Source organism: Microcoleus sp. PH2017_12_PCY_D_A, from assembly GCF_020738565.1.
Taxonomy (GTDB): domain Bacteria; phylum Cyanobacteriota; class Cyanobacteriia; order Cyanobacteriales; family Microcoleaceae; genus Microcoleus.
In genome coordinates this window covers 52073-78389 of record NZ_JAEQCI010000010.1, presented here as the reverse complement: position 1 = coordinate 78389, position 26317 = coordinate 52073, and the positions used below count along the sequence as shown (strand labels likewise).

General features: G+C 45.2%; 26 protein-coding genes and 1 pseudogene. 10 read left to right on the top strand and 17 right to left on the bottom strand.

Features of this window, described 5'->3' with window-relative positions; all coding sequences use genetic code 11:
- Positions 1-313: 313 nt before the first annotated feature.
- Positions 314-2779: a GH116 family glycosyl hydrolase gene (locus tag JGK39_RS01055; RefSeq protein ID WP_293254624.1), complete on the bottom strand. Its 2466-nt coding sequence runs from the start codon at positions 2777-2779 to the stop codon at positions 314-316.
- A gap of 141 nt (positions 2780-2920) precedes the next feature.
- Between JGK39_RS01055 and JGK39_RS01050 the strand changes: the two genes are divergently transcribed.
- Complete coding sequence (locus JGK39_RS01050; protein ID WP_293254627.1) at positions 2921-3973, top strand: DUF262 domain-containing protein; 1053 nt, start codon at positions 2921-2923, stop codon at positions 3971-3973.
- 28 nt (positions 3974-4001) lie between these two features.
- Positions 4002-4985: a hypothetical protein gene (locus JGK39_RS01045; protein ID WP_293254630.1), complete on the top strand. Its 984-nt coding sequence runs from the start codon at positions 4002-4004 to the stop codon at positions 4983-4985.
- A 27-nt stretch (positions 4986-5012) separates the two neighbouring features.
- Here the strand turns inward: JGK39_RS01045 and JGK39_RS01040 are convergent, their stop codons facing one another.
- Positions 5013-5570 carry a gamma carbonic anhydrase family protein gene (locus JGK39_RS01040; protein WP_293254633.1) on the bottom strand — a complete coding sequence of 186 codons (558 nt, stop codon included), beginning with the start codon at positions 5568-5570 and terminating at the stop codon, positions 5013-5015.
- 105 nt (positions 5571-5675) lie between these two features.
- Between JGK39_RS01040 and JGK39_RS01035 the strand changes: the two genes are divergently transcribed.
- The gene (locus tag JGK39_RS01035; protein ID WP_293178626.1) at positions 5676-6185 is read left to right on the top strand and encodes a TIGR02652 family protein; all 510 of its coding nucleotides are present in this window, start codon (positions 5676-5678) and stop codon (positions 6183-6185) included.
- 173 nt (positions 6186-6358) lie between these two features.
- Positions 6359-6805, top strand: coding sequence for a VOC family protein (locus tag JGK39_RS01030; protein WP_293254636.1), 447 nt, complete (start codon positions 6359-6361; stop codon positions 6803-6805).
- 68 nt (positions 6806-6873) lie between these two features.
- Here JGK39_RS01030 and JGK39_RS01025 read toward each other — a convergent pair whose 3' ends face one another.
- The 3 genes and pseudogenes from JGK39_RS01025 to ctpB form a co-directional block, all read right to left on the bottom strand.
- Positions 6874-7620, bottom strand: a complete 747-nt coding sequence (locus JGK39_RS01025) for a cupin domain-containing protein (protein WP_293254639.1) — start codon at positions 7618-7620, stop codon at positions 6874-6876.
- Between the two features lie 662 nt (positions 7621-8282).
- Positions 8283-8402: pseudogene (locus JGK39_RS33515) on the bottom strand (IS5/IS1182 family transposase); the annotation flags it as partial.
- 416 nt (positions 8403-8818) lie between these two features.
- Positions 8819-10138, bottom strand: coding sequence for a carboxyl-terminal processing protease CtpB (ctpB, locus tag JGK39_RS01020; RefSeq protein ID WP_293254642.1), 1320 nt, complete (start codon positions 10136-10138; stop codon positions 8819-8821).
- Positions 10139-10334: 196 nt separating this feature from the next.
- Here ctpB and JGK39_RS01015 point away from each other — a divergent pair, with 196 nt between their 5' ends.
- Positions 10335-11174 carry a hypothetical protein gene (locus JGK39_RS01015; RefSeq protein ID WP_293254645.1) on the top strand — a complete coding sequence of 280 codons (840 nt, stop codon included), beginning with the start codon at positions 10335-10337 and terminating at the stop codon, positions 11172-11174.
- A gap of 36 nt (positions 11175-11210) precedes the next feature.
- Here JGK39_RS01015 and JGK39_RS01010 read toward each other — a convergent pair whose 3' ends face one another.
- Positions 11211-11783: a pseudouridine synthase gene (locus JGK39_RS01010; RefSeq protein ID WP_293254648.1), complete on the bottom strand. Its 573-nt coding sequence runs from the start codon at positions 11781-11783 to the stop codon at positions 11211-11213.
- Positions 11784-12049: 266 nt separating this feature from the next.
- Here JGK39_RS01010 and wecB point away from each other — a divergent pair, with 266 nt between their 5' ends.
- Positions 12050-13159, top strand: coding sequence for a UDP-N-acetylglucosamine 2-epimerase (non-hydrolyzing) (gene wecB / locus JGK39_RS01005; protein ID WP_293254651.1), 1110 nt, complete (start codon positions 12050-12052; stop codon positions 13157-13159).
- 363 nt (positions 13160-13522) lie between these two features.
- On the opposite strand, the gene JGK39_RS01000 is transcribed toward wecB, so the two are convergent.
- Entirely contained in the window at positions 13523-14053 is a 531-nt protein-coding gene (locus JGK39_RS01000; protein WP_293254654.1) for a hypothetical protein, read from the bottom strand.
- Between the two features lie 8 nt (positions 14054-14061).
- On the bottom strand, positions 14062-14559 hold the full coding sequence (locus JGK39_RS00995) for a TIGR00725 family protein (protein ID WP_293254657.1): 498 nt from the start codon (positions 14557-14559) through the stop codon (positions 14062-14064).
- 135 nt (positions 14560-14694) lie between these two features.
- Here JGK39_RS00995 and JGK39_RS00990 point away from each other — a divergent pair, with 135 nt between their 5' ends.
- Both JGK39_RS00990 and JGK39_RS00985 read left to right on the top strand, forming a co-directional pair.
- Positions 14695-14937 carry a hypothetical protein gene (locus JGK39_RS00990; RefSeq protein WP_293254660.1) on the top strand — a complete coding sequence of 81 codons (243 nt, stop codon included), beginning with the start codon at positions 14695-14697 and terminating at the stop codon, positions 14935-14937.
- A gap of 14 nt (positions 14938-14951) precedes the next feature.
- Entirely contained in the window at positions 14952-15161 is a 210-nt protein-coding gene (locus JGK39_RS00985) for a toxin-antitoxin system, antitoxin component, Xre family protein (protein ID WP_293254663.1), read from the top strand.
- A 198-nt stretch (positions 15162-15359) separates the two neighbouring features.
- On the opposite strand, the gene JGK39_RS00980 is transcribed toward JGK39_RS00985, so the two are convergent.
- The 9 genes from JGK39_RS00980 to JGK39_RS00940 form a co-directional block, all read right to left on the bottom strand.
- A complete protein-coding gene (locus JGK39_RS00980; RefSeq protein WP_293254666.1) occupies positions 15360-15545 on the bottom strand; it encodes a hypothetical protein in 186 nt (61 codons plus the stop codon).
- Positions 15542-15883, bottom strand: a complete 342-nt coding sequence (locus JGK39_RS00975) for a hypothetical protein (RefSeq protein WP_293254669.1) — start codon at positions 15881-15883, stop codon at positions 15542-15544. Before JGK39_RS00975 ends, JGK39_RS00980 begins: the two co-directional genes overlap by 4 nt.
- Before the next feature lie 121 nt (positions 15884-16004).
- A complete protein-coding gene (locus tag JGK39_RS00970; protein WP_293254672.1) occupies positions 16005-16250 on the bottom strand; it encodes a hypothetical protein in 246 nt (81 codons plus the stop codon).
- A complete protein-coding gene (locus JGK39_RS00965; RefSeq protein WP_293295442.1) occupies positions 16247-16615 on the bottom strand; it encodes a GIY-YIG nuclease family protein in 369 nt (122 codons plus the stop codon). The genes JGK39_RS00970 and JGK39_RS00965 overlap by 4 nt, the downstream gene beginning before the upstream one ends.
- 117 nt (positions 16616-16732) lie before the next feature.
- The gene (locus tag JGK39_RS00960; RefSeq protein WP_293295444.1) at positions 16733-17095 is read right to left on the bottom strand and encodes a type II toxin-antitoxin system PemK/MazF family toxin; all 363 of its coding nucleotides are present in this window, start codon (positions 17093-17095) and stop codon (positions 16733-16735) included.
- Entirely contained in the window at positions 17053-17274 is a 222-nt protein-coding gene (locus tag JGK39_RS00955) for a hypothetical protein (protein ID WP_293295446.1), read from the bottom strand. Before JGK39_RS00955 ends, JGK39_RS00960 begins: the two co-directional genes overlap by 43 nt.
- A gap of 64 nt (positions 17275-17338) precedes the next feature.
- Positions 17339-17509 (bottom strand): hypothetical protein, encoded by a 171-nt coding sequence (locus tag JGK39_RS00950; RefSeq protein ID WP_293295448.1) that lies wholly within the window; start codon positions 17507-17509, stop codon positions 17339-17341.
- 24 nt (positions 17510-17533) lie between these two features.
- The gene (locus JGK39_RS00945) at positions 17534-21544 is read right to left on the bottom strand and encodes a S8 family serine peptidase (RefSeq protein WP_293295450.1); all 4011 of its coding nucleotides are present in this window, start codon (positions 21542-21544) and stop codon (positions 17534-17536) included.
- Between the two features lie 450 nt (positions 21545-21994).
- Positions 21995-22879: a 4-hydroxybenzoate solanesyltransferase gene (locus JGK39_RS00940; protein WP_293258925.1), complete on the bottom strand. Its 885-nt coding sequence runs from the start codon at positions 22877-22879 to the stop codon at positions 21995-21997.
- 212 nt (positions 22880-23091) lie between these two features.
- Between JGK39_RS00940 and JGK39_RS00935 the strand changes: the two genes are divergently transcribed.
- Both JGK39_RS00935 and JGK39_RS00930 read left to right on the top strand, forming a co-directional pair.
- Positions 23092-24708, top strand: a complete 1617-nt coding sequence (locus JGK39_RS00935) for a Ppx/GppA phosphatase family protein (protein ID WP_293258923.1) — start codon at positions 23092-23094, stop codon at positions 24706-24708.
- Positions 24709-24830: 122 nt separating this feature from the next.
- The gene (locus JGK39_RS00930) at positions 24831-26258 is read left to right on the top strand and encodes a YdiU family protein (RefSeq protein WP_293258921.1); all 1428 of its coding nucleotides are present in this window, start codon (positions 24831-24833) and stop codon (positions 26256-26258) included.
- Positions 26259-26317 lie beyond the last annotated feature (59 nt).

Genomic DNA, 26317 nt, shown 5'->3' with positions numbered 1-26317 from the left:
AACCAACTAACAGGTTCGTAGTAAGGACTTTAGTCCTTCTTAGCATAACAGGTTCGTAGTGAGGACTTTAGTCCTTCTTAGGATAACTCAAGAACGGACTGAAGTCCGTACTACAAACCAACTAACAGGTTCGTAATGAGGACTTTAGTCCTTCTTAGGATAACTCAAGAACGGACTGAAGTCCGTACTACAAACCAACTAACAGGTTCGTAATGAGGACTTTAGTCCTTCTTAACTTAACAGGTTCGTAGTGAGGACTTTAGTCCTTCTTAATTCAAGAGCGGACTGAAGTCCGAACGATCAAACCAATGCCCTATTTAAAATTAGTCAACACCCCATAAATTGCCCAAATCGCCATCGCCCGCAAATAGTGACTCGCCCGAAAAGTCCCCCCAGCCGTAATCGCTTCCGGCGTCCGAAACTGCAACCCATTCTCATAAATTTGCCTCACCACCGCATCAGTCAACTTAAACGCCTTCTCCTCCATTCCCATCTGTACCAAAAAAGCCGCCAACCCAAAATTAATGCCCGTCCAAACTTCCAAAGGATGAGTCGCATTCGGATTTTCCGGTGAACCGTTCAGCATCACCCCATTCGCCGCGCCGAACTCGCCATCATTGAACTTTAAAAAACAAGATTCATACACAGTTTCTAAAGCGCTGACAGCACATTCTGGCGGCACAATATCCGGCAATCCCAACAGTTTTGCGTAGAATTGACCGCACAATTGGTCGGCCATCACCACTTCCGAATTACTCTCGCTGTCCAAACGGTAATATTGACCGTTCCACAGTTTTTCTTGATAGCTAGGTCTTGCTTGTAAGAGCCAACTGTGATATAATGCAATCTTTCCTTGCGGATTCGGAAGTATTTCGGGTGCTGCGTCTTCTAAGATGGAGCCGATCGCGATCGCACTTTCCAGCGCCGCCAACCACAAACCGCCGCAATACGCACTAATCCCCCGCATTTGCCAATCATCAAACGTCTGATCCGGCGCACCAGAATTCTCAGGAATGCCGTCTCCATCCTCATCAAAAGTTTTCAGATAAGCCAAAGCCTCAACAATTGCCGGCCAACACTCTTGCAAAAACTCACAATCTGTGCCGCCAGTCAACAGGAAATCCCGATAAACCTGCAACACAAAATCGCAAGGTAAATCCTTCCACAAATTGCAATCTTGATAGCTAGTATAATTCGTTTTCTCCCAAGGATGTTCGTTCGGAGCACCCAAATCGTGCGGCGTTGCACCGACAGATTTTCTAATAGCCGCAGCTTGATTCCAGCCAATAACTCTGGGCGTATCGTCACCAGCCGAAATTGCCCTGGCAAAGGCAATAATGACCGACTTTTCTAATTCCGGCCACAGCATCAATAAAGCAAAAGAACCGTAAAGCCGCACGTCCAAACTTTCGTACCAGCGGTAATCAATACACTCCAAAACCCCAAATTGACCTTTCGGATCGCGTTCATCCGCTGCACTCCAGAGACTACCGCCCTGAGTTAAAATGTACAACTCATTAAACAGCGCCATTTTAAAACTATCTGACAAATCAGTCCGTTCTAAAATCGGTTTTTGCCAAGCTTCAATATTTTCGCGCCAAGTATCGGAATGTTTCATCGCCGTGCGAATAATCGGCCAGACATTTTTGCCATTGCGCCCGAAGAAATCGGTATAACGGCGGTAGTAAGAAACTCCCGATGCAAACTCAGTAACGGGCAAATCCCAAGCTATGATAAAGGGGATTTTGCGAGTTTTTCCCGGTCGAATAGTAAACCGAACTGCGATCGCACAAGCTAACTGTTCCCCTGGGGCGGCGGCTGTCTCATCTCTGTCATCCAACAAGAAACCTTGACTAGAAAAGTGCCGCCAAATATCCTCGCCGTTTCCCGCCGGGTTCCAGCGAGTTTGATAGAATACTTCTACCGCCGGATTGGTAATAGTTGCGATCGCCCACTGTCCATCACCTTCTTGTGGTCGATCGTCAGCAGTCAACCGCGTCATCACGCAACCAAAACGGTGAAAATCTTCCACCAACAAATTCATATTTCCGCCACTTTCTCCCCACCGGGATTTATAGTCATAAAATGGACTGCCATCATCTCGCACCTTGACTTCCGGCGACTTGTTGGCATTGGTAAACCAGCCGACAATATTCTCCCAAGTTAGCATGATGCTGAGAGTAATCGGCGCATCTGTCGGATTGTGCGCTACCCATTCAAACATGGCGACTGGGTAACTGCTTTCTTGATAATTGTTCGGGATAATTGGCGAAAATTGCTCGCAGCTTAATTGAGCCTCAAATACATTTTCGTAAACATACCAACTGCGCGGATATAAAGCATGATAAGTCCCCGAAGATTGAAATTGTTCCTTGTTCTTTTCATCCGTTACATCCGTTACATCCGTTACATAATCCGCTGCCGAACTTGCTTCCCCTGGGTACCATTGCCAACTAGATAAACTGCCATCTGTTGGCTGTTCAGTGGACAGTGCATAGGCTTGTTTTTTGCCTTTTGTTTCTTCAAAAACGCTGAACTGACAAGCAGGCAAACTGCGAAAAATGTGCTCGCCACCGTCGATATGCCAGAGGTTGAAGTCGCCGCGGGGCGATCGCCCGATGCAGCCGGCACCGAACCCGCCCAGAGGCATTCCGTGCCAGGGCCCGTCGTCGAGATTGCTTGCGTAGCGGACTGTATAGGGATTGTCCCAACCGAGGCCGATGGGACGTTTCCAGGTGTGCGGGGGGATGTTTGGGTTAAATGTGCGATCGTTATTCATGGGATTAATCTTAGCGCGCGATCGGGCTTAACAATCCTGATTGTTAATAAATTTAGCTTTTCAGCCAAATTTGCTCATATGCCCCAATCAGTATAGTGTATAATTGAAATTACCAGTTCACTCTATTACGGAAAAAGCCAAATGAGTAGAGCCATTAATTTTCAAACAGTTTCGTGGTTTTGGGATCTCTATACAAGGAATCTGCTAGAACTTGAGCCACCTTATCAAAGACGCAGTGTTTGGAATCAAGAATATAAAGACTTTTTCGTTGACACTGTACTTAATGGATATCCCGCCCCAGCTATCTTTTTGTATCAAGAAATCACATCTGAAGGTATATCTAAGTATAGTGTTGTTGATGGCAAACAAAGGTTATCTACTTTATTTGAGTTTGCTGAGAATAAATTTCCGGTGAGTGAAACAGCAACTTTGACAAGACTGACAGGTAAATCTTTCAAAGACTTAGAAAATGAAGTCAAGCAAAATTTTTGGAAATATCAGTTTGCTGTTGAATATGTCCCGTCCGACGATGAACGAATCATCAATGATATATTTAACCGGATCAACCGTAATGTGAGCAAGTTAACACGTCAAGAACTGCGTCATGCAAAGTTCAATGGCGGATTTATCACTAATGTCGAAGATTTAACTGACTGGATGGCTTCAATTCTGCCAGTCAACTTTCCCTTGATTCCTGCAAAAGACAGAAAACAAATGAAAGATGTAGAGTTTGTGACTCTACTTTTATTGTTTCTAGAAGAAGGAGTTAAGTCTTATCGTCAGGATGATTTGGATAAAGCTTTTAACGATCGAGATTTAGCTTGGGAGGAGCAAGATGAAATAGCATCTGAATTTAAACAAGTTATAGAATTAATAAAAGACTTGTTAGATGTTTCGCCTAAAGATATAAATTTATGCAAAACAAAACTAAAAAATCAAGCTGACTTTTATTCATTTTTTGGCGCGATCGCAGAATTAAAGCGTGAAAAATCATTAAATATAACAGCCGATGTCTGTCAGAGAATTTACGAATTGATGGAATTAGTAAAATCTCCTGAATTAGCAATGAAAACTCAAGAAGCTCAAGCTTATTATGAGGCAATCACAACTTCATTGGGTTCATCAGGAATTGAAAAAACTAAAACTCGAATTAATATCTTCAAAGCAGTTATGTTAGGCCATACTAATTCGTAATCAATCCCTAAATTATTTAATTTATGTTATGATCTATCCTTCTATTTTAGACCGCCAGTATGAACAATATCTTCCGTTGGTTGAAGAGGTTGCAAAGCGAGTCAAAGAAACACTGCTTAATTTTTGTGACAAGAAGGGATATGCACTTACTTCTAGAGTTAAAAATATTGAATCTTTAGCAGAAAAAATTGAGACGGGCAGATTTAAGAAATGGTCAGAACTAGATGACTTATTTGGTTGTACCGTAATTATCCCAAATTTATCACAAGAACAAGACATCATTAAATTTTGCCAAGATACTTTTCAGGTTACAAAAATTTTAAAAAGAGGACAGAACAAAAAATCTCCAGATACTTTTAAATTTGATTCAACTAGAATTTATGCTCGATTAAAAAGTGTAGAGGATACAAATATCGATAATTTATCGAGTATTTTTAATGTCATATTTGAAATTCAAATAAAAAGTGCTTTTGAACACGCATGGGCAGTTTCAACCCACGATCTAGTTTATAAAAGTTCGGAAATTGACTGGAAGAAACTCCGTTTAGCTGCACAAATAAAAGCGATTGTTGAACAGCTAGATACAATGATTCTGGCATTTGAACAAATATCTCCTGCTATACAAGAAAGTGAGGATCCTGAAACCAAAAAAAAGCGTCAACTAGCTATTGCTACTCAAGAGCTATTCCAGCGAGAAAAAATTCCCGAAGAACTTAAGCCCAAAGATATGACCCGTTTTTGCGATAATTTATATGGTATTATTGTCAGGGCTGGAAAAGTGGATAAAGTTCAAGAGGTTATTAAGTGTATTACAAAAAAAATTAATTCAACTCCCAGCAAGCAAATTCCCAGAAGTATCTCCCTCTTACAGTATTTTTTGGCGATTTTAGTAGAAGCAGAAATTATTATTTTGCCTTTAGACAACTATTATTTTCATATAACATCAGAATTGCTTACGCTTTATCCAATTTTCAAGAACAACGTTGATTTGATTTTTGAATACGAGCTTTAACTTTTGTATGAGTCATACCTAAAAACCTTATTCCCTCACTTCTACAAATCCCAAATCAGAACCTTTCCCCCCATGAACCAAAGCCAACTTTTCGTAACGCTTGGCGTGTTCCACCAGCTCCTCAGATTCCTCTTCAGACAAGTCTCGCAGCCGCTTGGCAGGCACTCCCGCAACCAGCGTGTGAGGGGGAACGTCCTTCGTCACAACCGCCCCTGCACCGACGATCGAGCCTGTGCCCACTCTCACTCCGTCCAGGACGATCGCGCCAATCCCGATCAAACAGCCCCGTTCAATGTAAGCTGAATGAATCACCGCTCGGTGTCCCACTGTCACGAAATCTTCTAAAACAGTCGGTTTACCCGGATCGCCGTGTAGAATTGCTCCATCTTGGATATTGGTACTTTTGCCGATCGCAATTCGTTCTACATCCCCCCGCACCACCGCCCCGTACCAGATACTAGCGCCCGCAGCCACCTCTACCCTGCCAATGACAACAGCGCCCTCAGCGACAAAAGCAGCTTCGGAGAGATCCGGCAATGGCCAATAGGCAGGAAGTTCAGGCAGAGGTTGGTTGAGATTGCTCATCTTTTTGGTCGATCGTGATACTTCTAGCAGATTAGCTGGTTGTTGATACGGGATATAATAAGACTATTTGCCACTTTTTCAGATAAATATGTTGGGACGCAATAAATGATTGAAGTTGCCTTGCAATACCCGATGTTTGGCCCGGAAATTCAGTGTCCCCACTGTCGCCAAACAATTCCGGCTTTAACACTCACGGATACCTATTTGTGTCCGCGTCACGGGGCATTTGAGGCAGATCCAAAAACGGGGGAACTCGTTCACCTTCAGTCTGGGCGGCACTGGCGCCGCTGGGAGGATGAATGGTATCGCCAGCACACTCACCCGGACGGAATTAGGTTTGAAATTCACGAAGCGCTCGATCGACTTTATACTCAAGGCTATCGAGCAACTCGCGTCATCGTTGCCCAACGCTATCGAGACTTAATCAGCGCTTATTTGGAACGCAGCACCCCTTGGCGGGGCCAGCCGGACTCGCCGCGCCCCCGGCTGTACGGTTTACCTGTGGATTTTAGCCCCGATCCTCAAGAAGAACCTTGTTGGGAAGTGATTAATTTTGATTTGGAAAAAGAGCCGGGAGTTCCAATTAGATATCCCTATTTTCGGTTGTTTGAATAATCATTGGTGATTTGTTATTAGTCATTAGTCATTAGTCATTGGTTATTTGTTGGTTCCAGTTACCAATTAGGAATGCCCTGTTTGGCCGATGCCCGATGCCCTGTTTGGCCGATGCCCAATTCCCAATTCCCAATTCCCCAATCTAAAATCTAAAATCTAAAATCTAAAATCGAATGCACCACGCCTCGATTCGCACTGCTAACATTCACCGGGCGATCGCCTTTTACGAACAGTTGGGATTTACTGTGAGCGATCGCTTTACCACAGGTTACACCCTAGCCTGTTGGATGGAAGGTCTCAACGGACGCATCGAACTCATCCAAATCCCGGAACCAAAACCCGCACCGGATGCTTTCGGTGACGAGCATTATGTTGGATATTATCATTTATCTTTCGATTTAACGGAGGCGACAACTGATTTGCCGAGTTGGTTGCAGTCTGTGAAACAGCGGTTTGAGGCCGCAGCTTCTGAGGAACCAAACCAGTTTCAAGCTTTGAAAGTTTTATTGGAACCGACTCAACAGGCGATCGGGCAAAATGTTTATGAAGTAGCTTTTATTGCCGATACTGATGGTTTGCCTTTAGAGTTTATCCGGCGGATGAATAGACCTCTCCAATAATTATTGTGGAACTGGCATCATGCCTCTTCAAGACTTGCTTTTCTGGAGAGGTCTAATGACTGATGGGGTCAGTAGTGAGTTGTCTCAAAAGGCTGTCGGAAGTCTTTTTCAACAATAAATCGCGTTGCATCGAGAGGATAAGTCTTAACATAAACCAGACAACCGGTTCCCGACGACGGACTATAGGGAAAATCGGGTGAATACCGCAGCCAACAGCCCCTTGGGTAATCTCCTAACTCATCACTCCAAGTGCCTTCGATGACAAAGATTTCTTTCACCTCAGATTCAACTACGTTCGACAAGGCTGTACCGGGTTGCCAGCGTTCCACCCAAACTTTTTCAGGAAAACTCTCTTGCTCATAAAGGAGCTTCACCTCAATTTGGGGAATAGTACCGGGATCCCAGGAGGACTCGTAAATATTCGTTTTCACCTGCTGGCGAGTGGTTCCACCATGTTGCCGTAATTTAACAAATGTCAGGCAACCTTCCTCGCTATAAGGACGATGGATAAACCCTTCCGGATTGAGCATATAAGATCCTGGAGGATACACACCGGTTTCATCAGCGAAGTTGCCCTGGAGTACCAAAATTTCTTCTCCACCGGGGTGTCCGTGTAGCGGGAAAAAGCCACCCGAATCGAAGCGAGTCAGCATGGTGACAGGATGATCTTGAACGTTATCGTCGGACTCAAAGCAACCAAACCAGATTCCAGTAAAGTTGGTCTGATGCCAGATTAGCGATGACGGCAAGACTGCGACTCGACTCGATACGTCGTTGTGAATTGCTTGAGGTTGCCAATGAAGGTGAGAAGACATGATTCTTTAAATTTCAGATGAATTTAAGATTGATTTTATACTAAATGGAGATTGTGGCGTTACTGAATTGAGGTAAGATTTAGCGTTCGAGTGCGGTGAATACGGCTCGATCCACATGATTGATTGAATGGGGAATGGGAACGCCATCAAATTTGAGATAGTGAATTAGTAGCTTAGATGTTTGATACCAGTCGCTCAATTAGACATCTCCAATAACTGCCAAACCTTTTCCCCGCTTGGTTTCTTGTCCGAAGCCAGCTTCGAGCTTCGGACAAGAAACTAACACTTAAATAAGTGTTTGAAGACTATATTAATCATAACTACCAATTTTTATGACATAATTTTTACTATTTTTTTCGATTTATATCAAGTTTTATTGACATATAACTATTGCACCAATCCGCCATCTTATTAATCCACATACGACCATAATTACTGGCTCGCAATTACCAGATTTTAAGCGAAATCTCTCTGCTGCCACTCTAAAAAAATTCACCAATCTAATCCTAGGCTCTACTACTATTCTTTTTCTAGCCTTCTGTTTGTTTGCTTTTTTTGAGCATCTGTAATATCTTTACTTCGATTCTTTTTTGATGAACGTCAATTAATTGTTCCCCTACATAAGCTTTGTCCCCTTGAAATTCTTGCTCTTTATTCCATTCTTATCGCCGGGAACGCCAAATTTTTAGGTCTGCCGTTGCTCCAGTTTCTCCAACTACTATATCAACAATTTCTTGACCATTCGGCATTACAACTATTTGATTTTTTAAGGTAGGTCTTTTTTGCTTGCCTGAATAGTATTTTTTCTGCTCTTTATAGTCTGTAGGTCTTTCTCTGGGCTGTTCCTAGCTATGTTTACCTCTAACCGCCGCTTAATGGGAGAGTTTGTGAATCCATTTTGGCTGAAAGGGGTAGCTTGGTTAGTGGCTAGTATTATAGTAGGATTAAATAGTTTGCTGTTATTACAAACCATTTTCTAGCAATTAAATCGTGTCCGGTCGATTGACCGCAATAAGCAAGGTTCGTAGTGCGGACTTCAGTCCGCTCTCAAGCTGCGGACTAAAGTCCGCACTACGAACCGTTGTTGTTATGGTAATCGACCAGACATGATATTAAAGGCTAAATCAAACTACAAAAACAAAACCCGCCGGTGCGGGTTTTATCTTAAAGCTAATTGTTATTGTCTGACGGTGTTCAACTACTTTTTAGGAGCAAGAGCCTCTTTACCAGCAGCGGGACGTGCCGATGCCGCATTAGTTTTCAAAAGTGCGATCGCCTGCGCGTAGCAAGGATCGTCCTTAGTCGCAACCAACGTCGGCTTGTTAGCTAATTTCAGCTTTTGTTCGTCGGTGACTTCCACCTTGACATCGGGAGTAACCCCCTTGTGGCTGATATCCGTACCGTTGGGAGTATAGTAGTGGGCGATCGTCACCGCCAATCCCGAACCGTCAGACAAAGGATGCGTAGACTGCACCAAAGCTTTGCCAAAAGTTTGGCCGCCCATCACAGTGGCGCGCTTGTTGTCCTTCAGCGCACCGGCCAAAATCTCGCTGGCGCTGGCCGAGTTGTTGTCCACCAGCACTACCAAAGGCTTGTCAGTGATCGCAGTGCGGTTTGCCCGCATTTCCTGAGAATCTCCCGCGCGATAGACTGTACGGACGATCGCCCCCGAATCCATCCACATCTGGGCGATATCAATGCTTACCGACAGCAACCCGCCGGGATTACCCCGCAAATCCAACACAAAAGCGTCAGCTTTCTGCTCGGAGAGATTTTTAATCGCCCGCTGCATTTGTTCGCCGGCGTGGGAGCTAAACTCTTGCAAGCGGATATAACCGACATTCTTGTTAGCTTCCTTCTTGAGGCTGTAGCGAACCGCTGCTACCTCAATTTTCGCCCTAGTCAGAGTGATATCAAACTCGCTTTTGCCCTGACGAGCAATCCGCAGGGTGACTTTCGTGCCTTCGGCGCCCCGAATTATTTGAGCCGCATCCGCGACAGTCATACCTTTGGTAGGTTTGCCGTCAATCACCAAAATCCGATCGCCAGCTTGAATCCCTGCCTTCATAGCAGGGGAATTTTCCATCGGCTCAACTACCGCGATCGCTTTCGTTTTCTCGTCTTCTTCGAGCCTCATCCCCACCCCTGTCAGTTCTCCAGAGATTTGACTCTTCAGGGCTTCGTACTGCTTCGGATCCATGAAGCGCGTGTAGGGGTCTTTTAGTTTCTCTAGGGCATTGCGGAGGGCAGTGTAGGCAGCTTCGCGAGAAGTATAATTTTTGCTGAGCAATTCTTGGCGGGTGACTTGCCAGTCAGTCTTGTTAAAGGTTGGATCGACATAATCTCGGTTCACAATTTGCCAAGCTTCGTCTAAGACAGCTTTGGGGCTATCTTGAAGTTCGGCGCGGACTGACTGACTCAGACTGGGAACGAGTAAAGATATCGAAGCGGTTGTTGCCATCGCCCCAGTGAACAGGGCTGCCTGTAACTTAGAAAAGCGTCTGCGGGCTTGATTCATTGAATTTTGGCTCAATTCGATTGTAGATTTTTGATTTGAGATTTAAAATTGCTAAAAAATCTCAAACTACCATTTAAACTATGTTGTGGAGGCCATAGCATCCCTCTGGACAGTGTAACGAGATTAATAGTCGATCGCCCACCAATCATTACTGTATTTTAATAAACTTAATTTAAAACTTGGATTTAAATGTGCCGTGGAAGCTAAAGTCGAAAATTTTTCGCGTAAGTGGTTGAGCCTGCTCGTTAATGGAGTTATCGGTGCAGCAGCACTGGCTGGAGTCATTACCATGCAGTCGATCGGGCAATTAGGCCCAATGACCCCGGTTGGCGCTGAGGGGCAAAATCCGCTCTCTGCCATGTCTGCTGCCAGTTTCAAGCAAGCCGCCCAGCAAGAAACCCAGCAAGAAGCCCTGCGGCTGAAAATGCTCAAAAATCTCCCTAGTTTTGGGTTTGACAATTTAATTGCAGATTGGACATTTCTCAAATTTTTGCAGTATTTTGGCGATGACGAAGCACGAAATGTGACTGGCTACAATCTGGGCCAAGATTATTTTGACATAATTACCCAGCGCGACCCCAAGTGGGCTGACATCTACCTGTTTCTGTCCACAGCCGTTTCTTTTTATCAGGGAAAGCCTGAAACTGCTGTTAAGTTCATCGAGCGGGGTACTAACGCCTTGTCGCCGCAAATTCATCCCCAAGCGTGGATAGTGTGGCGAACAAAAGGTTTGGATGAGTTACTGCTGTTGGGAGACATTCCCGAGTCAATTCGCTCTCACGAAATGGCTGCTGATTGGGTGGAAAAAACCCCGGATGGGGAGAAATTGGCGCCGATGTTTCGAGCAACTGCTGATTTTTTGCGCCGAGATCCAGATAGCGTGCCGGTGCGGTTTAATGCTTGGAGCGCGGTTTATTATCAAACAACTGATAAGTTGGTTCGTCAAAGGGCAAAACAAGCTCTGGTAAAGTTGGGAGCTCGGGTGCAGAAAGATCGGGATGGAAAGGAAAGTTTTAGTTTACCACCCAGAAATTAGGGTGGGGGGCGCTCCTGATGCTGTTGCGTGCAAGTCTTAAAATAGTTTGATTTCTGTTGGAGTTATTTCGCGCCATTCACCGGGTTTGAGGCCTTCGAGACGCAAATGCCCGATCGCGCTCCTCACCAGCCGCAGCGTCGGAAACCCTACTGCTGCGGTCATCCGGCGCACTTGGCGGTTGCGGCCTTCGGTGAGGGTCATTTCCAGCCAAGCTGTGGGAATGTGTTTGCGAAATCGAATCGGGGGTTCCCGGGGCGGTAATTGAGGTTCTGCGGACAATAATTGCACTTTTGCCGATCGAGTCCGATAATCTTGAATTGTGACACCTGTCTGCAAAAGGGCGATCGCACCTGCATCTGGAATCCCTTCTACCTGCACCAAGTAAGTGCGGGGATGAGCGAATTTCGGATCGCTGAGGCGGTGCTGCATTTGTCCGTCATCGGTTAACAGTAGCAAACCTTCGCTATCGCGATCGAGCCTTCCCACCGCATAAACATCAGGAATCGGAATAAAATCTTTAAGAGTGCGGCGTTTAGTTTCCCCTGAATTGTCAGTGAACTGAGTTAAAACATCGTAAGGTTTGTAAAATAAAATGTATCGATAAGGCATGACCAATTAACGATTAAAAATTTACTAAGGTCAAGAAATTTGTAGGGCGGGTTTCACCAACAATAATTGCCTAAAACTCACAATCTCAAAAAACCGCCCCCACCCAATGGCAAACCACTTTCTCTCACTCTTTTCTCCATTCTCTGCGCCCTCTGCGCCCTCTGCGGTTCATAAAAAAAAATAAATCTTATTAACCAACGATTCAACCCAGCTATAAAATCTTCAGCCTTTAAGAGCCTCGCAAATCTCAACTACCCAACTTTACCATGCCCGAAGCCACACACCGCGTTTGCATCGTCCTAGGAACTCGCCCGGAAGCGATTAAACTAGCCCCAGTAATTCAACTATTCAAAAATTCCCCCAACTTTGACACCCAAGTAATTTTAACCGGTCAGCACCGGGAAATGGTCGAGCAAGTGATGCAGATGTTCGACCTCAAAGCCGATCGAGATTTAGCAATCATGCAGCACCAGCAAAGCTTGACGGATATCACTTCCCGGAGTTTGCAGGGTTTGGAAGCGTTGTTTAAAGAATTGCAGCCAGAAATCGTCTTAGTTCAAGGAGATACAACGACAGCCTTTGCCGCTGCCTTGGCTGCATTTTACCAGAAAATACCCGTAGGTCACGTAGAAGCCGGTTTGCGGACTGACGACGTGTTCAATCCCTATCCCGAAGAGGCTAACCGGCGGTTGATTTCGCAGCTTACAAGGCTGCATTTTGCCCCAACAGAGCTGGCTGCGGAGAATTTAGGGCGATCGGGCGTTTTAGGAGAAATTCACCGTACAGGCAACACAGTCATCGACGCCTTGCTATCTGTCGCCAAACGCGAACCAGAATGCAACATTCCCAACTTAGATTGGAGCCAACATCGCACCATTTTAGCAACAGTACACCGCCGCGAAAATTGGGGCAAACCATTAGCAGGAATTGCCAAGGCATTCATCCAAATTTTAGATAAATTTCCCGACACAGCCTTGCTCTTACCACTACACCGAAATCCCACAGTTCGGGAACCATTAAAAGCACTTTTAGGAGACCATCCCAGAATTTTTTTAACAGAACCATTGGACTACGCAGAGTTAGTAGGAGCGATGCAAAGAAGTCATTTAATCCTGACAGATTCCGGCGGATTGCAAGAAGAAGCACCTAGTTTGGGCAAGCCAGTTTTAGTATTGCGAGAAACCACAGAAAGACCAGAAGCAGTTTCGGCAGGCACTGCTAAACTTGTCGGTACAAATTCTGATACAATTACAGCAAAAGCCGCAGAATTGCTGAGTGATTCTAAAGCTTACGACGCGATGGCAATGGCAATTAATCCCTTTGGCGACGGTTTAGCCGCCTCCCGGATTTTGAAAATAGTTCAAGATTATTTTTAGGACTAAAAACTAATCCCAAAATAGGTTTGTAGTGAGGACTTTAGTCCGCATAAATCAGAGGACTAAAGTCCTCACTACAAACCAAAAAGCTACCGCAGGTTTGTAGTGAGGACTTTAGTCCGCATCCAAGAGAGGACTAAAGTCCTCACTACAAACCAAAAACCTACCGCCAGAGTCGCTGCTAATGCTACCGTAAAGTCATAAATTTAGGTGTCTCCTCAGGACATTACATTTATACTCCTAGACGCACGGGTGGCCAGAAACCAGGTTTTTTAACTAAAAAATTGCCCAAAACTGTCAATCTCACTTCCAAAACCTGGTTTATTAGTCTGTGAGTGCGATCGCCAACTAATTTAGATATATTTAAGGAGAGGGAACTTGTGGCAGAAAATTCCTGCTGCCTTTATAACCCGATAAGATAGCAATTTTTTCCAAAGATAGCCTACCGGTGTAATATTTACCGCGAATTTCCCAAGTGGGATAAGCTTGAATCTTGGCTGCTCTGCACAAATCTGGTTGAGCATCTTTACCTCTAGGATCGCACTCGATGTAAGTAATCGCGGTAAATGCTGGTTGGCCGAAAAGTTCTTGTTGCGCGTGACAGTGAGGACACCAGTAAGCACCGAACATTCTAGCTTTGATAGTCTGCAAATGGGCTGCTAAAGCTATTTGATCCGGCACTGATTCGCTAGTAATCGGCGGGCCTTCTTGTTCGGTGACAGGCAATTTGGCAGGAGCAGGAGGCGGAGGAGGAGGGAGGGTTTGTGCTAAAGTTTGAGTGGATTTGTTGCTGAAATTGAACTGTGCAATTCCTCCGTCTGCTTTGGTACTGCCGAATATCCCCAAAGTTAGAAAAATTGCGATCGCACAAAAGTTGAATTTGCTTAGTCTCATCTGGGATTTCATCTGGGATTTGCTAGGATTTCGCGAGCTTGATTCATAGCCTCTACAGCATTGTTTACCACAAAAATGTTAAAATTGCCCAAGCTTTTAAAGAAAACTTGACTTTCGGCGCTGTCATTTAACAAGATAACTTGCTTGTGAGCTTTGAGGGCGAGGGCAATTTCCGAAGCAGTGCCGGTGCCCATACCGCAGGCAATTATGACATCTGAAGACAGAATGTTAATGTTATTTCTGGCATTTCCCATATCGGTAACAATGGCAATATCTACAGCTTCGGAAATGCCGCGAGTGTCGTTCCCCGGAAGAATACCGATTGTTAAACCGTTAGCTGATTTTGCGCCTTTGTTGGCGGCATCCATCACGCCGACATTTCTGCCGCCAGTTAGCAATATCCATCCTGCTTCGGCGATGAGTTGTCCGAGTTGATAGGCATTTTCTAAGTCTTTTGATGTGGCACTATCGCCGGGGCCGATGATGCCAATGATGGTTTTTCTCATAGTTTCTGGTAATAGGGTGTTATTGATATTTCCTAGTTTTTTTGCAGGAGCTGCGAAGGTATGTTATCATAAAAATAGTTGCATCCTAAACAAAGCTTTTTAAACAACTAAAGTAAGGTTCCTAGTATTTTTAACATGAAAGAGCAAACATTTACACTAGATGAATCTCAGATAAGTTTTTTAGAACTCTGTCAAAACTATGGATTTAAAGATCCTAGTGAATTGGTGAGAATAGCGATTCAACGGTTGCAGTTAGCGCTAGAAGCCCAGCAGTTGGAAGAATCGGCGATGCTTTATGCGGAAGTTTATGCAGAAGATACAGAGTTACAGGAATTGGCAGAATTAGGTTTAGAAGAATGTGTGTTGTTTTTTCAATAAAAAGGTTAGAGAACATGAGTATCGCTAAAAGTCCCGAAACCAAGCTGATAGAAAAAATTCGTAGCTTACCGCCCGATAAAATTACGGTATTAGAAGATTTCCTCGACTTCCTATTAACTCGAAGTGAAGATAGTTTTCTAACTTATAGTGCGACTAAACTCTCGGAAGCAGCTTTTGCTAAAATTTGGGATAACCCAGAGGATGCTGAGTATGACGAGTTATAGTTTTACGACTCTTGATAAGAAACTGATTATCAAAAAACTGCGAAGGCTTCAACATTTGGATGTCTAATGTCTCAGGGATAGGTTAATCAGAATTATAGGTAATAATTAAGCGAGATCCTTTTTCTTGTCCCAAAAAAGGCGATCGCGAATTCATTGCAAATAAAAAGTCCTCGCCTTTATTAAGTCAACATATCATAACTACTGACTGTTGAGAAGTGTTTGTAACCGTTTCTGTTGAATTTGGCGGTGTTCTTCGTCTAATTTGGCAATAACTTCTTCTAATTTCCAACCTAATTCTTCCATTTCCAAGCGACTTCGACGCAAGTTGGCAAGGAGTCGCCGATCGACATCTGGGGGCGGTATATATCCTGGTTCGTTCATCATAATCTCCACTCAATCTTAATTTCTTCAATGCTGCGTTCCCATGCGGGAAGTCTGGCTTGGGTATAAGCAATTACTTCTGTGACTAATCTTAGCATATCAGAAGTTGCTGTGGGTTGTGCATTAGCTAAGCGTCGTTGCAATAGGGAAAACTGGGAAAATCGCTCATCGGCTTGCTGTGCTACGTTTTTTAGCTGCTCTAAATAGTCCATTGTTCTGTCGGTTTCTCCGAATTGCTCAAAGAGAGTATATTCTGCTGCTGTAGCATCATCGATAATATCCAATAATTGCCGTTTTAGGTTCCAGATGGTTTCGGCAACTTCTACAGGCAGTTTTGCCATGTTTACTTGTGTGAGATGTACGCTATAGATTTTACGCTAAAGGTAATTTACTTAATCAAGTATTTTTTATATTAGATCGATAAGCGATCGCACTTTGCGGATAATTCCAAAAGGGCGCATTCTATTTACTTTGCGGAGATTCTACCAGTTCTGATTCCTGAAGACGTTGTGATAATAGGCAATCTTCAAAGCTGAAAGCTTCTGAGTCTAGAAAACTTGCGATCGCCATTTCGATCGCAGCTTCGAGAGAGCATTCTAGTTGCGTAGCTTTTGCCATCAGAGCGACTTTCACATAGTCAGGCAAATGGGTCATCAGCGAATGAATAGCTTCTGGTGGCAAGTGTTGGATGTTGAGGGTCTGAGTCATTGTTCTATGGGAATTTTAACGTTATAGGGAGGATTTGTAGCTTGCAGGATGAGGGTTTCTAATTCATATAATAACCCTGGTTTTTGCCATTGGTTGAGGGTAACGAAGGCGATCCTCACATCATCTGGATCGTAGCGATCGAGCCAGCCCCAGAGAAAGGCTTTGTGACCGCCTCGCAGTCGATCGCGGAGGTTCTTGGCTTTGCCGATGTAGAGCAATCCTTCGGTGCGATGTCGAAAGGCGTACAAACCAACTTTAGCAGGAATGGTGTCGAAGTCGCGGCTGAGGGGATTGCATCTATCGAAGGGGGTAAAGGCGAGATTATCGAGAATTTGGCGGGCTTCTTGCTGGATGGGGGTGGTCATGGAAATTGGGAGATGGAAGCGGTTATTCCATCCTACAAGTAGAGGCGAGATCCATTTTGGAACTATCCAAAATGGATCTCGCTTTTATTTTTGGTGAGAGTTAGCGTCGGGCGATCGCTATAATTCCAGATAGCGCTGCAAAATCTCTTGAGCTTGGGAAAGCAGTTCTGATTCGAGTTGACCGACTTGTTGTACTAATCTAGTTTTGTCGAAAGTCATTGGGTCAACACAGACTAGCAAACTGTCTGCGTTTAAACCATTTTGTGGGGATGCAGGTACAAATATCACAGCAGCAGAAATCCGAGGATCGTGAGGACGAGCTGAGGTAAATGGCAAAACAGTCACTTTGCTGCGCCGCTCGTTGAACAGCGTACCAGAAATGACTAACGCAGGCCGCGTTTTGCGTATTTCTGTTCCTACTGACGGATCGAATCTAGCTATCCAGATACTTCCCAGTCGGTAATCGCTTGAGCTTGCCATTCCTCATCCCATCCTAAATCTAGTTCGTCAATTAGCTTGCAAGCTTCTGCTAAAGCTTGGTTTTCTTGTTCTTTTCGCCATTGTTTTAAGAGAGCTTCTATCAAAGCACTGGGGTTTGGCGCTTTTTGATTGACGTATGTGAGTAATTCATCTGGCAAGCTGATAGAGATGTTGCTCATTGGCTAATCAGAATAGTATTTTGCGGTCATTTTAGCAATTATTGGCTGAACTGACAATTTTTTGTTAGTTGAATGCAAAATAAGGGCGATCGCCTTTCTGAATTATTAGAAAGGGCGATCGCTCTTTTTTTACCGCAGATGGACGCAGATTAACGCGGATGTCAGAAGGGATCTCGCTCGTTTGATGAATTATGGGCGATCGCCCTTCTGAATCAGGGTGAGAAAGGGCGATCATTCGTTTGATGAATGATGTTTTTTCCTAGCTCTTTGCAAACGCAAGACCCACAGGATTTCCGCCATCTTTTATGAAGTAGACAGCAAGCTGCTGCTTGGTCATTGCGACAGGCCCTCCATCGTACTGAGGGTCAGCAACAATGTACTTACCATCTGATGTTTTTCCGAGAATTGCATTAATATGCCAAACACCGGCTGGATCTACTGTACCAGCAGTTAGTCCATAAGAAGGAAACTGTTGACGCCAATTTGGGCCATACCATCCATTTGTAATAACTGGTTTGCCTTGAGCAATTTTTTGATCCAGACCCTCCCACGTTTCGACATCTTCAGGTGTTGCACCTGAATTGAATATACCTTTTTGAAGTTCTGGCCAGGTAGTTATTTTCCAGTCAGCATCAACCACCGTAACACCTTCACGCTGTGTTTTAGGAAAATTAGGATCGTCCTTGAGCATCAGGTAGCGTGCCCTATCGATACTTGTTTCAGTGCTAATTCCACTTGGTTCTAGTCCCAGTGTTGCCAATACCATAGCCAAACTTGCAGGGCCACAGTTAGCCCAACCAGAAGGTTTATAAGGGCCTGAATTATACTTTCCTGCGTACTCAATCTTAAAGAAAGGCTCTGCTTGTTGTGGGCTAGTTGGTAAACCATTGATAGGTTTAGGCGTAGAAGGTGGGGGTGTTATCTTAGGAGTAACAGTTGAAGTTTCATAAGCCGTCGCCTTACCACCATTCCAGTAGATGTAGCCCTTATCAAAGTATTGGATGATATTCCCATTCCCCAACCCCTTTTCCGCACTCTTCGGAGCACCCAACCAGCCATCCAATCCACCTGTTTTCAAGAATTCCTGACGGATAGCACCATAAAGCGGGAAAGTTCCATTTTTACTGCTAATAATTGACCCTTTATCAAATAGCTGATAGCTGGCACCATTATAGTTGATGACACCTGAAATCGGATTGCCCAGCGTACTTTGAGAATTCTGGAAAACTGGATAGAAATTGCCACCAACATTGTATCCGTTGAGGTTAATTGAAGTAGGCGGTTGTACAGGATTCGGATTCGGTTGTACGGGATTAGGATTTGGCTGTACGGGATTCGGATTTGGTTGTACGGGATTCGGATTTGGTTGTACGGGATTCGGATTTGGCTGTACGGGATTCGGAGTGGCTGGAGGTAGCAAGGGTGGATCTCCAGGCGGGTAGCCATTCGTGTATGCACTCGGTACCCAGTAAGATTTGCCGTTGTAATTTGTCCGAAACCACAAAGCATCTGGCTTTTGTGTGGTGAGATCCGGGACAGCTTCCCCGTAAGTCCAAGCATCGAAAGTGAAAGTTTGACCTTTGTATCCCACATTCACATCGCTGCGATCGCTCAAATTAGTGCCAGTACGAAGATTCACACCATTGCTTGACCAAATAATCGATGTGAAATTTCCGATCTTGATGTCATAAGTCGCCCTTTCCCAAGGCGTAACTTTTCCTTCCAAACCCCAAGTAGTCGGACTCAAGAAAGGACTAGGCGTGTAACTTTGCGGCTTTGTTTCCTTCGCCACTTCCACAGCTTTATTGAAATTCACCACCCCAAAACCCGTTTCCTGATCCCATCCGGGCGCCTTTAAATCGATCGCACTTCCAGTCAAAATATCGATAACCTGAGTCACACTCAAAGCAGGATTGCTATCCCAAACCTTAGACGCCATCCCAGCCGCCTTAGCTGCGGATGCCGAAGTTCCCGACATTTGACCGACATCATCACCAACCGTCGATAATGTAGGATTGTCGATCGAACCACCGGGCACTAAAATATCCAAACCGTAGCCGTAACTCGAATAATCCGATCGCCCAAAACCATCCGACGAACCAACCGTGATAATATTGTCAAACTCCTGAGAAGATTGACCCAAAACCGACATCACACCGCCGTCATTACCAGCCGCTACAACTAACAGCACCCCATTTTGACGTGCATTTTCCAAAGCTGCACGTTCTCGGTTGGTAAACTCGTAACGAGTGGTAATGGTTCCATCAGCATTCTTTTGAGTTAAATCGAGGGGAAGAAGGGCGATCGCATTCTTCTTCTTTTGTCCCTTCGCTTCACTTACAAAATCAGTTAAAGCTAAATCCCATTCCCCCGAACCAATTGCCCGACTTAGGTAAACATTCGCCCCATCGTTATAGCCATCAATCCCGATATCATTCCCTTGAATTGCACTTACTAAACCCCAGCTAAACGTGCCGTGTTCGTTCCCTTCTCCAGCATTTAACAACGGGTTGCTGTCTTTGTCGATGCGATCGCGCCCCAAGGTCACTTTAGAATAATCCAAATCGGGATTCTTCGCAGCAAACCCAGTATCGATGATGCCTACAAAAGTGCGATCGACCGTTGGCGCCACACTGATAGGGATAGGCGCTTCAGTGTCGATCGGTTGTTCAATTACAGGCAGTTTTGGGTCGATCTTAGGTGGTTGTGAAGGAGTTGGGGGGGCGATCGGAGGTTTTACTCTTACAGGCGGTGCGATCGCAACTGGCGGTACAACAGCAGGCGGTGTTGTCGCAACTGGCGGTGTTGTCTCAACTGGCGGTACAACAGCAGGTGGCGTTGTCGCAACTGGCGGTACAACAGCAGGCGGTGTTGTCGCAACTGGCGGTGTTGTCGGCGGTACAACAGCAGGCGGTGTTGTCGCAACTGGTGGCGTTGTCACAACTGGCGGTGTTGTCGGCGGTACAACAGCAGGCGGTGTTGTCGCAACTGGCGGTGTTGTCGCAACTGGCGGTGTTGTCGGCGGTACAACAGCAGGCGGTGTTGTCTCAACTGGTGGCGTTGTCGGCGGTACAACAGCAGGCGGTGTTGTCGCAACTGGCGGTACAACAGCAGGCGGTGTTGTCGCAACTGGCGGCATTGTCGGCGGTACAACAACTGGAGGTGTTGTCGGCGGTACAACAACTGGTGGCGTTGTCGCTACAGGCGGAGTTGTCGGCGGTACAACAACTGGCGGAGTTGTCGGCGGTACAACAACTGGTGGCGTTGTCGCTACAGGCGGTGTTGGAGTGACATACTCGATCAATTTCTTGCCGCCATCGAGTTTAGTCCAATCTTTGCTCTTATCGATCACTTTGTCGATCGACACAGCCTTACCAGTCGCACCAGTCAACTTGAAAACTAAATCGTTGTAATCTTTATCAGAACCCCGATCGACTCGCTGATCTTCCATCGCAAATGCCTTGCCGGTGCCAGTCACATCTGCTATTTGACCAAACAAAAAAGCATCATCTGGATTCAGGCTAGATAAAGATAATAACGGACGTTTGTCACCGTCCGCACCCGGATTGTTAAAGATATCTCGCACAGTACCATTTGGTACTAACATCACCGCAAAAGCATCTCCCGGTTTCATCCCAAATTTTTTCGCGCCACTGTACTGTCCCTCGTTATAGTTTTCCTCTCCTAAACCGCCGTTAAATAGCGGATTTGCACCTTCTATGGAGTCAGAAATTACGACGTGACCAAAGGTAGAATTTGTCAGAGCTCGTCTTGCTGATTCTTTGATAAATTCCTCAGAATTAGGATCGAAGTTCTCCATACCTTGTACGCTAAAAATGGCAACTTCACCTTTATAATTGCCGCCGTCATGTAGCCAGTCAAAACCAACTTGACCAGTTGAATCGGGAGTGAAGAAACCGGAGGTAACGCCTAAGCCTGTCAGCGGATCGACTTTTCCGTCTGGGGTTAAAGTAACTTGATAATTTGTATCGCGCGAAGGTGCAGAGATTTTTAGTGCATAATTTGTTGCGCCCAAATTATCGATGCTAAAAGTGCCGGAATTTGTGCCGTTGGTTTCGATATCTTTGACGACTTTTCCCTGAGTGTCGAGAAGCTGCATCCCAACAATGGAACTAAATCCGACCGCCGTAACTCGAAAGCTACCCGGATTCAGCCGATTAAAACGATAGGTATCGATGGGGTCTGTTTTACCCGCAAAGTCGATCGAGATATAGTTGTCGTTCAGATTGCCGATCGATATATTAGACATGGTGCACCTTGATTAATCCAATAATTTGGGCTGACATTTATCTATCAGAGGTGCGTCGGAGTTTTTATGCGAAGTTTCTGTTTGTGTAATATAACTTTACACAGAGGGTGGGTCAAACTCGCTGAACTTCCGCCGCTACTTATCTATCAGAGGTGCGTCGGAGTTTTTATGCGAAGTTTCTGTTTGTGTAATATAACTTTACATAGAGGGTGGGTTAAACTCGCTGAACTTCCGCCGCTACTTATCTATCAGAGGTGCGTCGGAGTTTTTATGCGAAGTTTCTGTTTGTGTAATATAACTTTACATAGAAGGTGCGATCGCCCGTAGCAGATGGCACTGTTCGGACTTAGCATGGGGCCCAGAAACCGGGTTTTTACGAAAATAGTTCGTTATAGCCCGCAGAGTCGGTAAAAAACCCGGTTTCTTCGATCGCATTACGTAAATTCTAAACTAAAAAATCTCCCCAACAATCATCCCCGCCAATATCACAAATCCCACCCAAACATTTTGGCGAAAGATTTGACCGTAAACAGGCTTGGGAATATCCGCTTTCCGCAGTTGACTGTACTGCAAAAACCACAAAATTGCCGCCGCACAAATTGCAATCCAAAAACCTATGTGCAAGTGCAGATTAATTCCCATTGCTGCTAACAAACCAACAGTACCAACAAAGAAAAAACCCACAGCATTAGTTACGTTATCCCCGAAAAAGATGGCGCTGGAATTCACGCCCAAACGCAAGTCATCTTCTCTGTCGCTCATCGCATAAACTGTATCAAATCCCATCGTCCACAACACTACCGCACCCCACAGCAACCAAGTTGCTAATTCTAATTCGTTAACGGCGGCGCTCCAACTAATTAAAACTGCAAAGCCCCAGGCTATTGATAACACTAATTGCGGCACTGGAAAGAATCTTTTTGCTAGGGGATAGCAGATAATTACTGGTACGGCGGCGACACACAGCCAGAAACTTAAAGGATTGAGATAAAAAGCGAGAATTGCGGCGCAAGCAAAGGAAATTAAGGCAACTCCTATTCCAGTTTGTACTTTCAGGGCGCGGGATGCTAGGGGGCGCGATCGCGTTCTTTCTACTTCCGGATCGATATCCCGATCCCACAAGTCGTTGATGACGCATCCCGCCGCACTCGTGGCTAGGGTGCCCAACACTATCACGCCCACCAATGCTGCGGGAGGCTTCCCGTCTGCTGCTAAAAACACGGCCCACAGGGCTGGAAGCATTAAAATTAGTCGCCCTGCTGGTTTGTCCCATCTCAAAAGCCTGACGACGGTTAGCAATGTGGATTCGGTTGGGCGATCGGGCTCGGTAAGCATTTCAATTTTAGATTTTAGATTTTTAGCATCAAATTATATCAAATTTTAGGCAAAATCACCTACTATTTCTGCGATCGATCGCACTTGGGCCGGAATTGAAAACAGGTAAAAGTCTTGTCCAGTAACTAATTCCCGATTTTTGCTAATTTAATAGGATGCCTCACTGGATTCGTGAAATAATCATAAATATCTGTCAACCCCGATACACTCCAATGGTTAATTCACTTGCTGCTGCGGAGTCAAATCGCATTATTGCTGCTATTGATATGGGTACTAACTCGTTTCACATGGTGGTGGCGCGGATCGATCCGAAATTGCCTGCGTTTGCGATTATTGCTAGAGAAAAAGATACGGTTAGGTTGGGCGATTGCGAGGCTAAGACAGGGTGTTTGAAGTCTGAGGTTATGCAAAGGGCGATCGCCACTTTGCGCCGTTTTCAAGATATTGCTAAAACTTTCAATGCAGAACAAGTTATCGCTGTAGCTACCAGTGCGGTTCGAGAAGCGCCTAACGGGCGGGATTTTCTCAAACAAGTTGCTGACGAATTAGACCTGAATGTTAGCTTAATTTCCGGACAAGAAGAAGCGCGGAGGATTTATCTCGGCGTACTTTCGGGAATGGAATTCAACAATCAATCCCAGGTGATTATTGATATTGGCGGCGGTTCTACTGAGTTAATTTTAGGAGATAGTTCTGAACCGCGCTGTCTCACCAGTACCAAAATTGGTGCTGTGCGCTTAACAGGAGAATTTGTCAAAACTGACCCGATTAGCCGGGAGGAGTTTGCCTATTTGCAAGCTTATATTCGGATTGCGCTGGAAAGACCGATCGACGAATTGCGATCGCAATTCAAGATAGGCGAACACCTGCGCTTGATCGGCACTGCGGGAACCATCGAAACACTGGCTGCAATCAACGCTCGCGAAAAGTTGGGAACAGTTCCCAGTCCGCTGGCTGGATATCAGCTAAGTTTAAAAGATTTGCGCGATTTAGTCAATCGTTTTCGCAAACTTTCCTATGCCGAAAGATTGGCTATCCCGGGAATGTCGGACAAGCGGGCGGAAATTATTCTCCCCGGGGCGTTGATTTTGCAGGAAGCGATGGCACTATTAGGAATGGAATCCCTCACGGTGTGCGATCGATCTTTAAGAGAAGGCGTCATTGTTGACTGGATGCTAAGTCGGGGTTTGATTGAAAACCGCTTGCGCTATCAAGGTTCAATCCGCCAGCGCAGCGTTCTGCACATGGCAGAAAAATATCAAGTAAACTTAGAACAAAGCGAAAGAACCGCAGAATTTGCGCTAAATTTGTTCGACCAAACCCAAGGAATTCTGCACAATTGGGGCAGCGAAGAACGCGAGTTGTTGTGGGCGGCATCGATTCTGCACAACAGCGGTTTGTACGTCAGCCATTCGGCGCACCACAAGCATTCTTACTATTTAATTCGCAATGGTGAGTTATTGGGATACACTGAAACTGAGATTGAAGTAATTGCTAATTTAGCTCGCTATCACCGGAAGAATCCTCCGAAAAAGAAACACGACAATTTTCTAATTCTTCCGAAAAAATACCGGGAAATTGTTAGTAAATTGCATCCATTTCTGCGGCTGGCTGTGGCTTTGGACAGGCGGCAGATTGGCGCGATTGCTGATTTAAAATGCGAACACCGCCCGGAAGTTAGAGAGTTTCACTTGCGGCTGCAACCGCTCAATCCCGGTGACGATTGTGCTTTGGAACTGTGGAGTTTAGATTATAAAAAGCCGTGTTTTGAGGATGAGTACAATCTGAAATTAGTGGCAACTTTAGAGCCTACTTTGGTTGCAGTGTAAATAGGAGGCAGAGCCTGGAAATGATAAACTGTAGGGTGCGCAATGCGCACCTTACGCATATATATAACCAAAACCATTTAAAATATTTAGATCGATCGCCAATTTCAACATAAAATAGACAAATGTCAAACCCCTTGCTTTCCCTCAACTACGAACCCGCCCTCGAATCCCTCGGCGGCGACTACTTCGATGAAGTCCCGGCGGCCGATTTTCCGCAGCACATCCTCCGCTTCCGCAACGATCGATTATTGCCGACATTGGGCTTAGATCCCGCCCAAGTAACCGACGAAGATTTCATTCAAGCCTTCGGTAAATTTCACTGCGTGCGTCCCTTTCTCGCACTCCGCTACCACGGCTATCAATTCAACGAATACAACCCGAATTTAGGCGACGGTAGAGGCTTTTTGTACGGCCAAGTTCGCGGTACTGATGGCAGACTTTACGACTTCGGCACTAAAGGTTCCGGCCGCACTCCCTACTCGCGCAGCGCTGATGGTAGACTCACTCTCAAAGGTGGAGTCCGCGAAGTTTTGGCCGCCGAAGCTTTGCACCGATTGGGGGTGAATACTTCCCGCTGTTTTAGTTTAGTGGAAACGGGCGAGGGTTTGTGGCGGGGCGATGAACCTTCTCCGACGCGATCGTCTGTAATGGTGCGTTTTAGCCATTCTCACATCCGCTTTGGCACTTTTGAAAGGCTAAATTATATCCGCCGCCCGGACTTAATTAAAAAACTTTTAGATTTTGTCATTGAATATTACTATCCTGAAATTCATCTGGAAGCTAGCAGTTCAGGTGTTTCACCGGAAGAAAAATATGCGCTGTTTTATGCAGATTTAGTCAAGCGTGTAGCTGAATTGGTGGCTCAGTGGATGGCGGCAGGTTTTTGCCACGCGGTGCTGAATACTGATAATATGTCGATTACTGGTGAAAGTTTTGATTACGGGCCTTTTGCTTTTATTCCAACTTATAATCCGAAATTCACAGCGGCTTATTTTGACTATTATGGTCTTTATGCTTACGGCAATCAACCGTTTATTTGTCACGGGAATTTGGAGAAGCTTCAGCAACCGCTAGCAGCGGCTATTCCTCAAGCTGATATGGATGCTGCTTTGGCTAAGTTTGGTGAGTATTATAATACTGCTTACCGACAGTTGATGCTGAAGAGATTGGGATTTGAGGATTTGCCTGAGGCTGATGGTGATGAGCTTTTGAAGCTGACAATTAAGATGCTGGCGGAGTCTCAAGTTGATTATCATGATTTCTTTTTTCAATTGCGAAGACAGTTTAATCGCACTTGGCGAGATGATGTCAATCAAATTTTTAGCGAGGCGGAACCTGCGGAGTTGTTAGCACCTTGGCGCGAGTTTTATTGTCACGTTTTGCAAAGTTTGTCGGTGGATGATATGGATAAGATGGCCCAGAGGTTGCGCCAGCACAATCCCGAACAATCTCTGTTGAGGCCGACGATTGAGGCTGTTTGGGAACCGATCGCCCTTGAGGATAATTGGCAGCCTTTTTATGATTTGGTTGAGCGAATTCAAGACTCTTAATGGTAATTTTGTAAGGTGCGCAGTGCGCACCCTACGAATAGTAATTTTGTAAGGTGCGC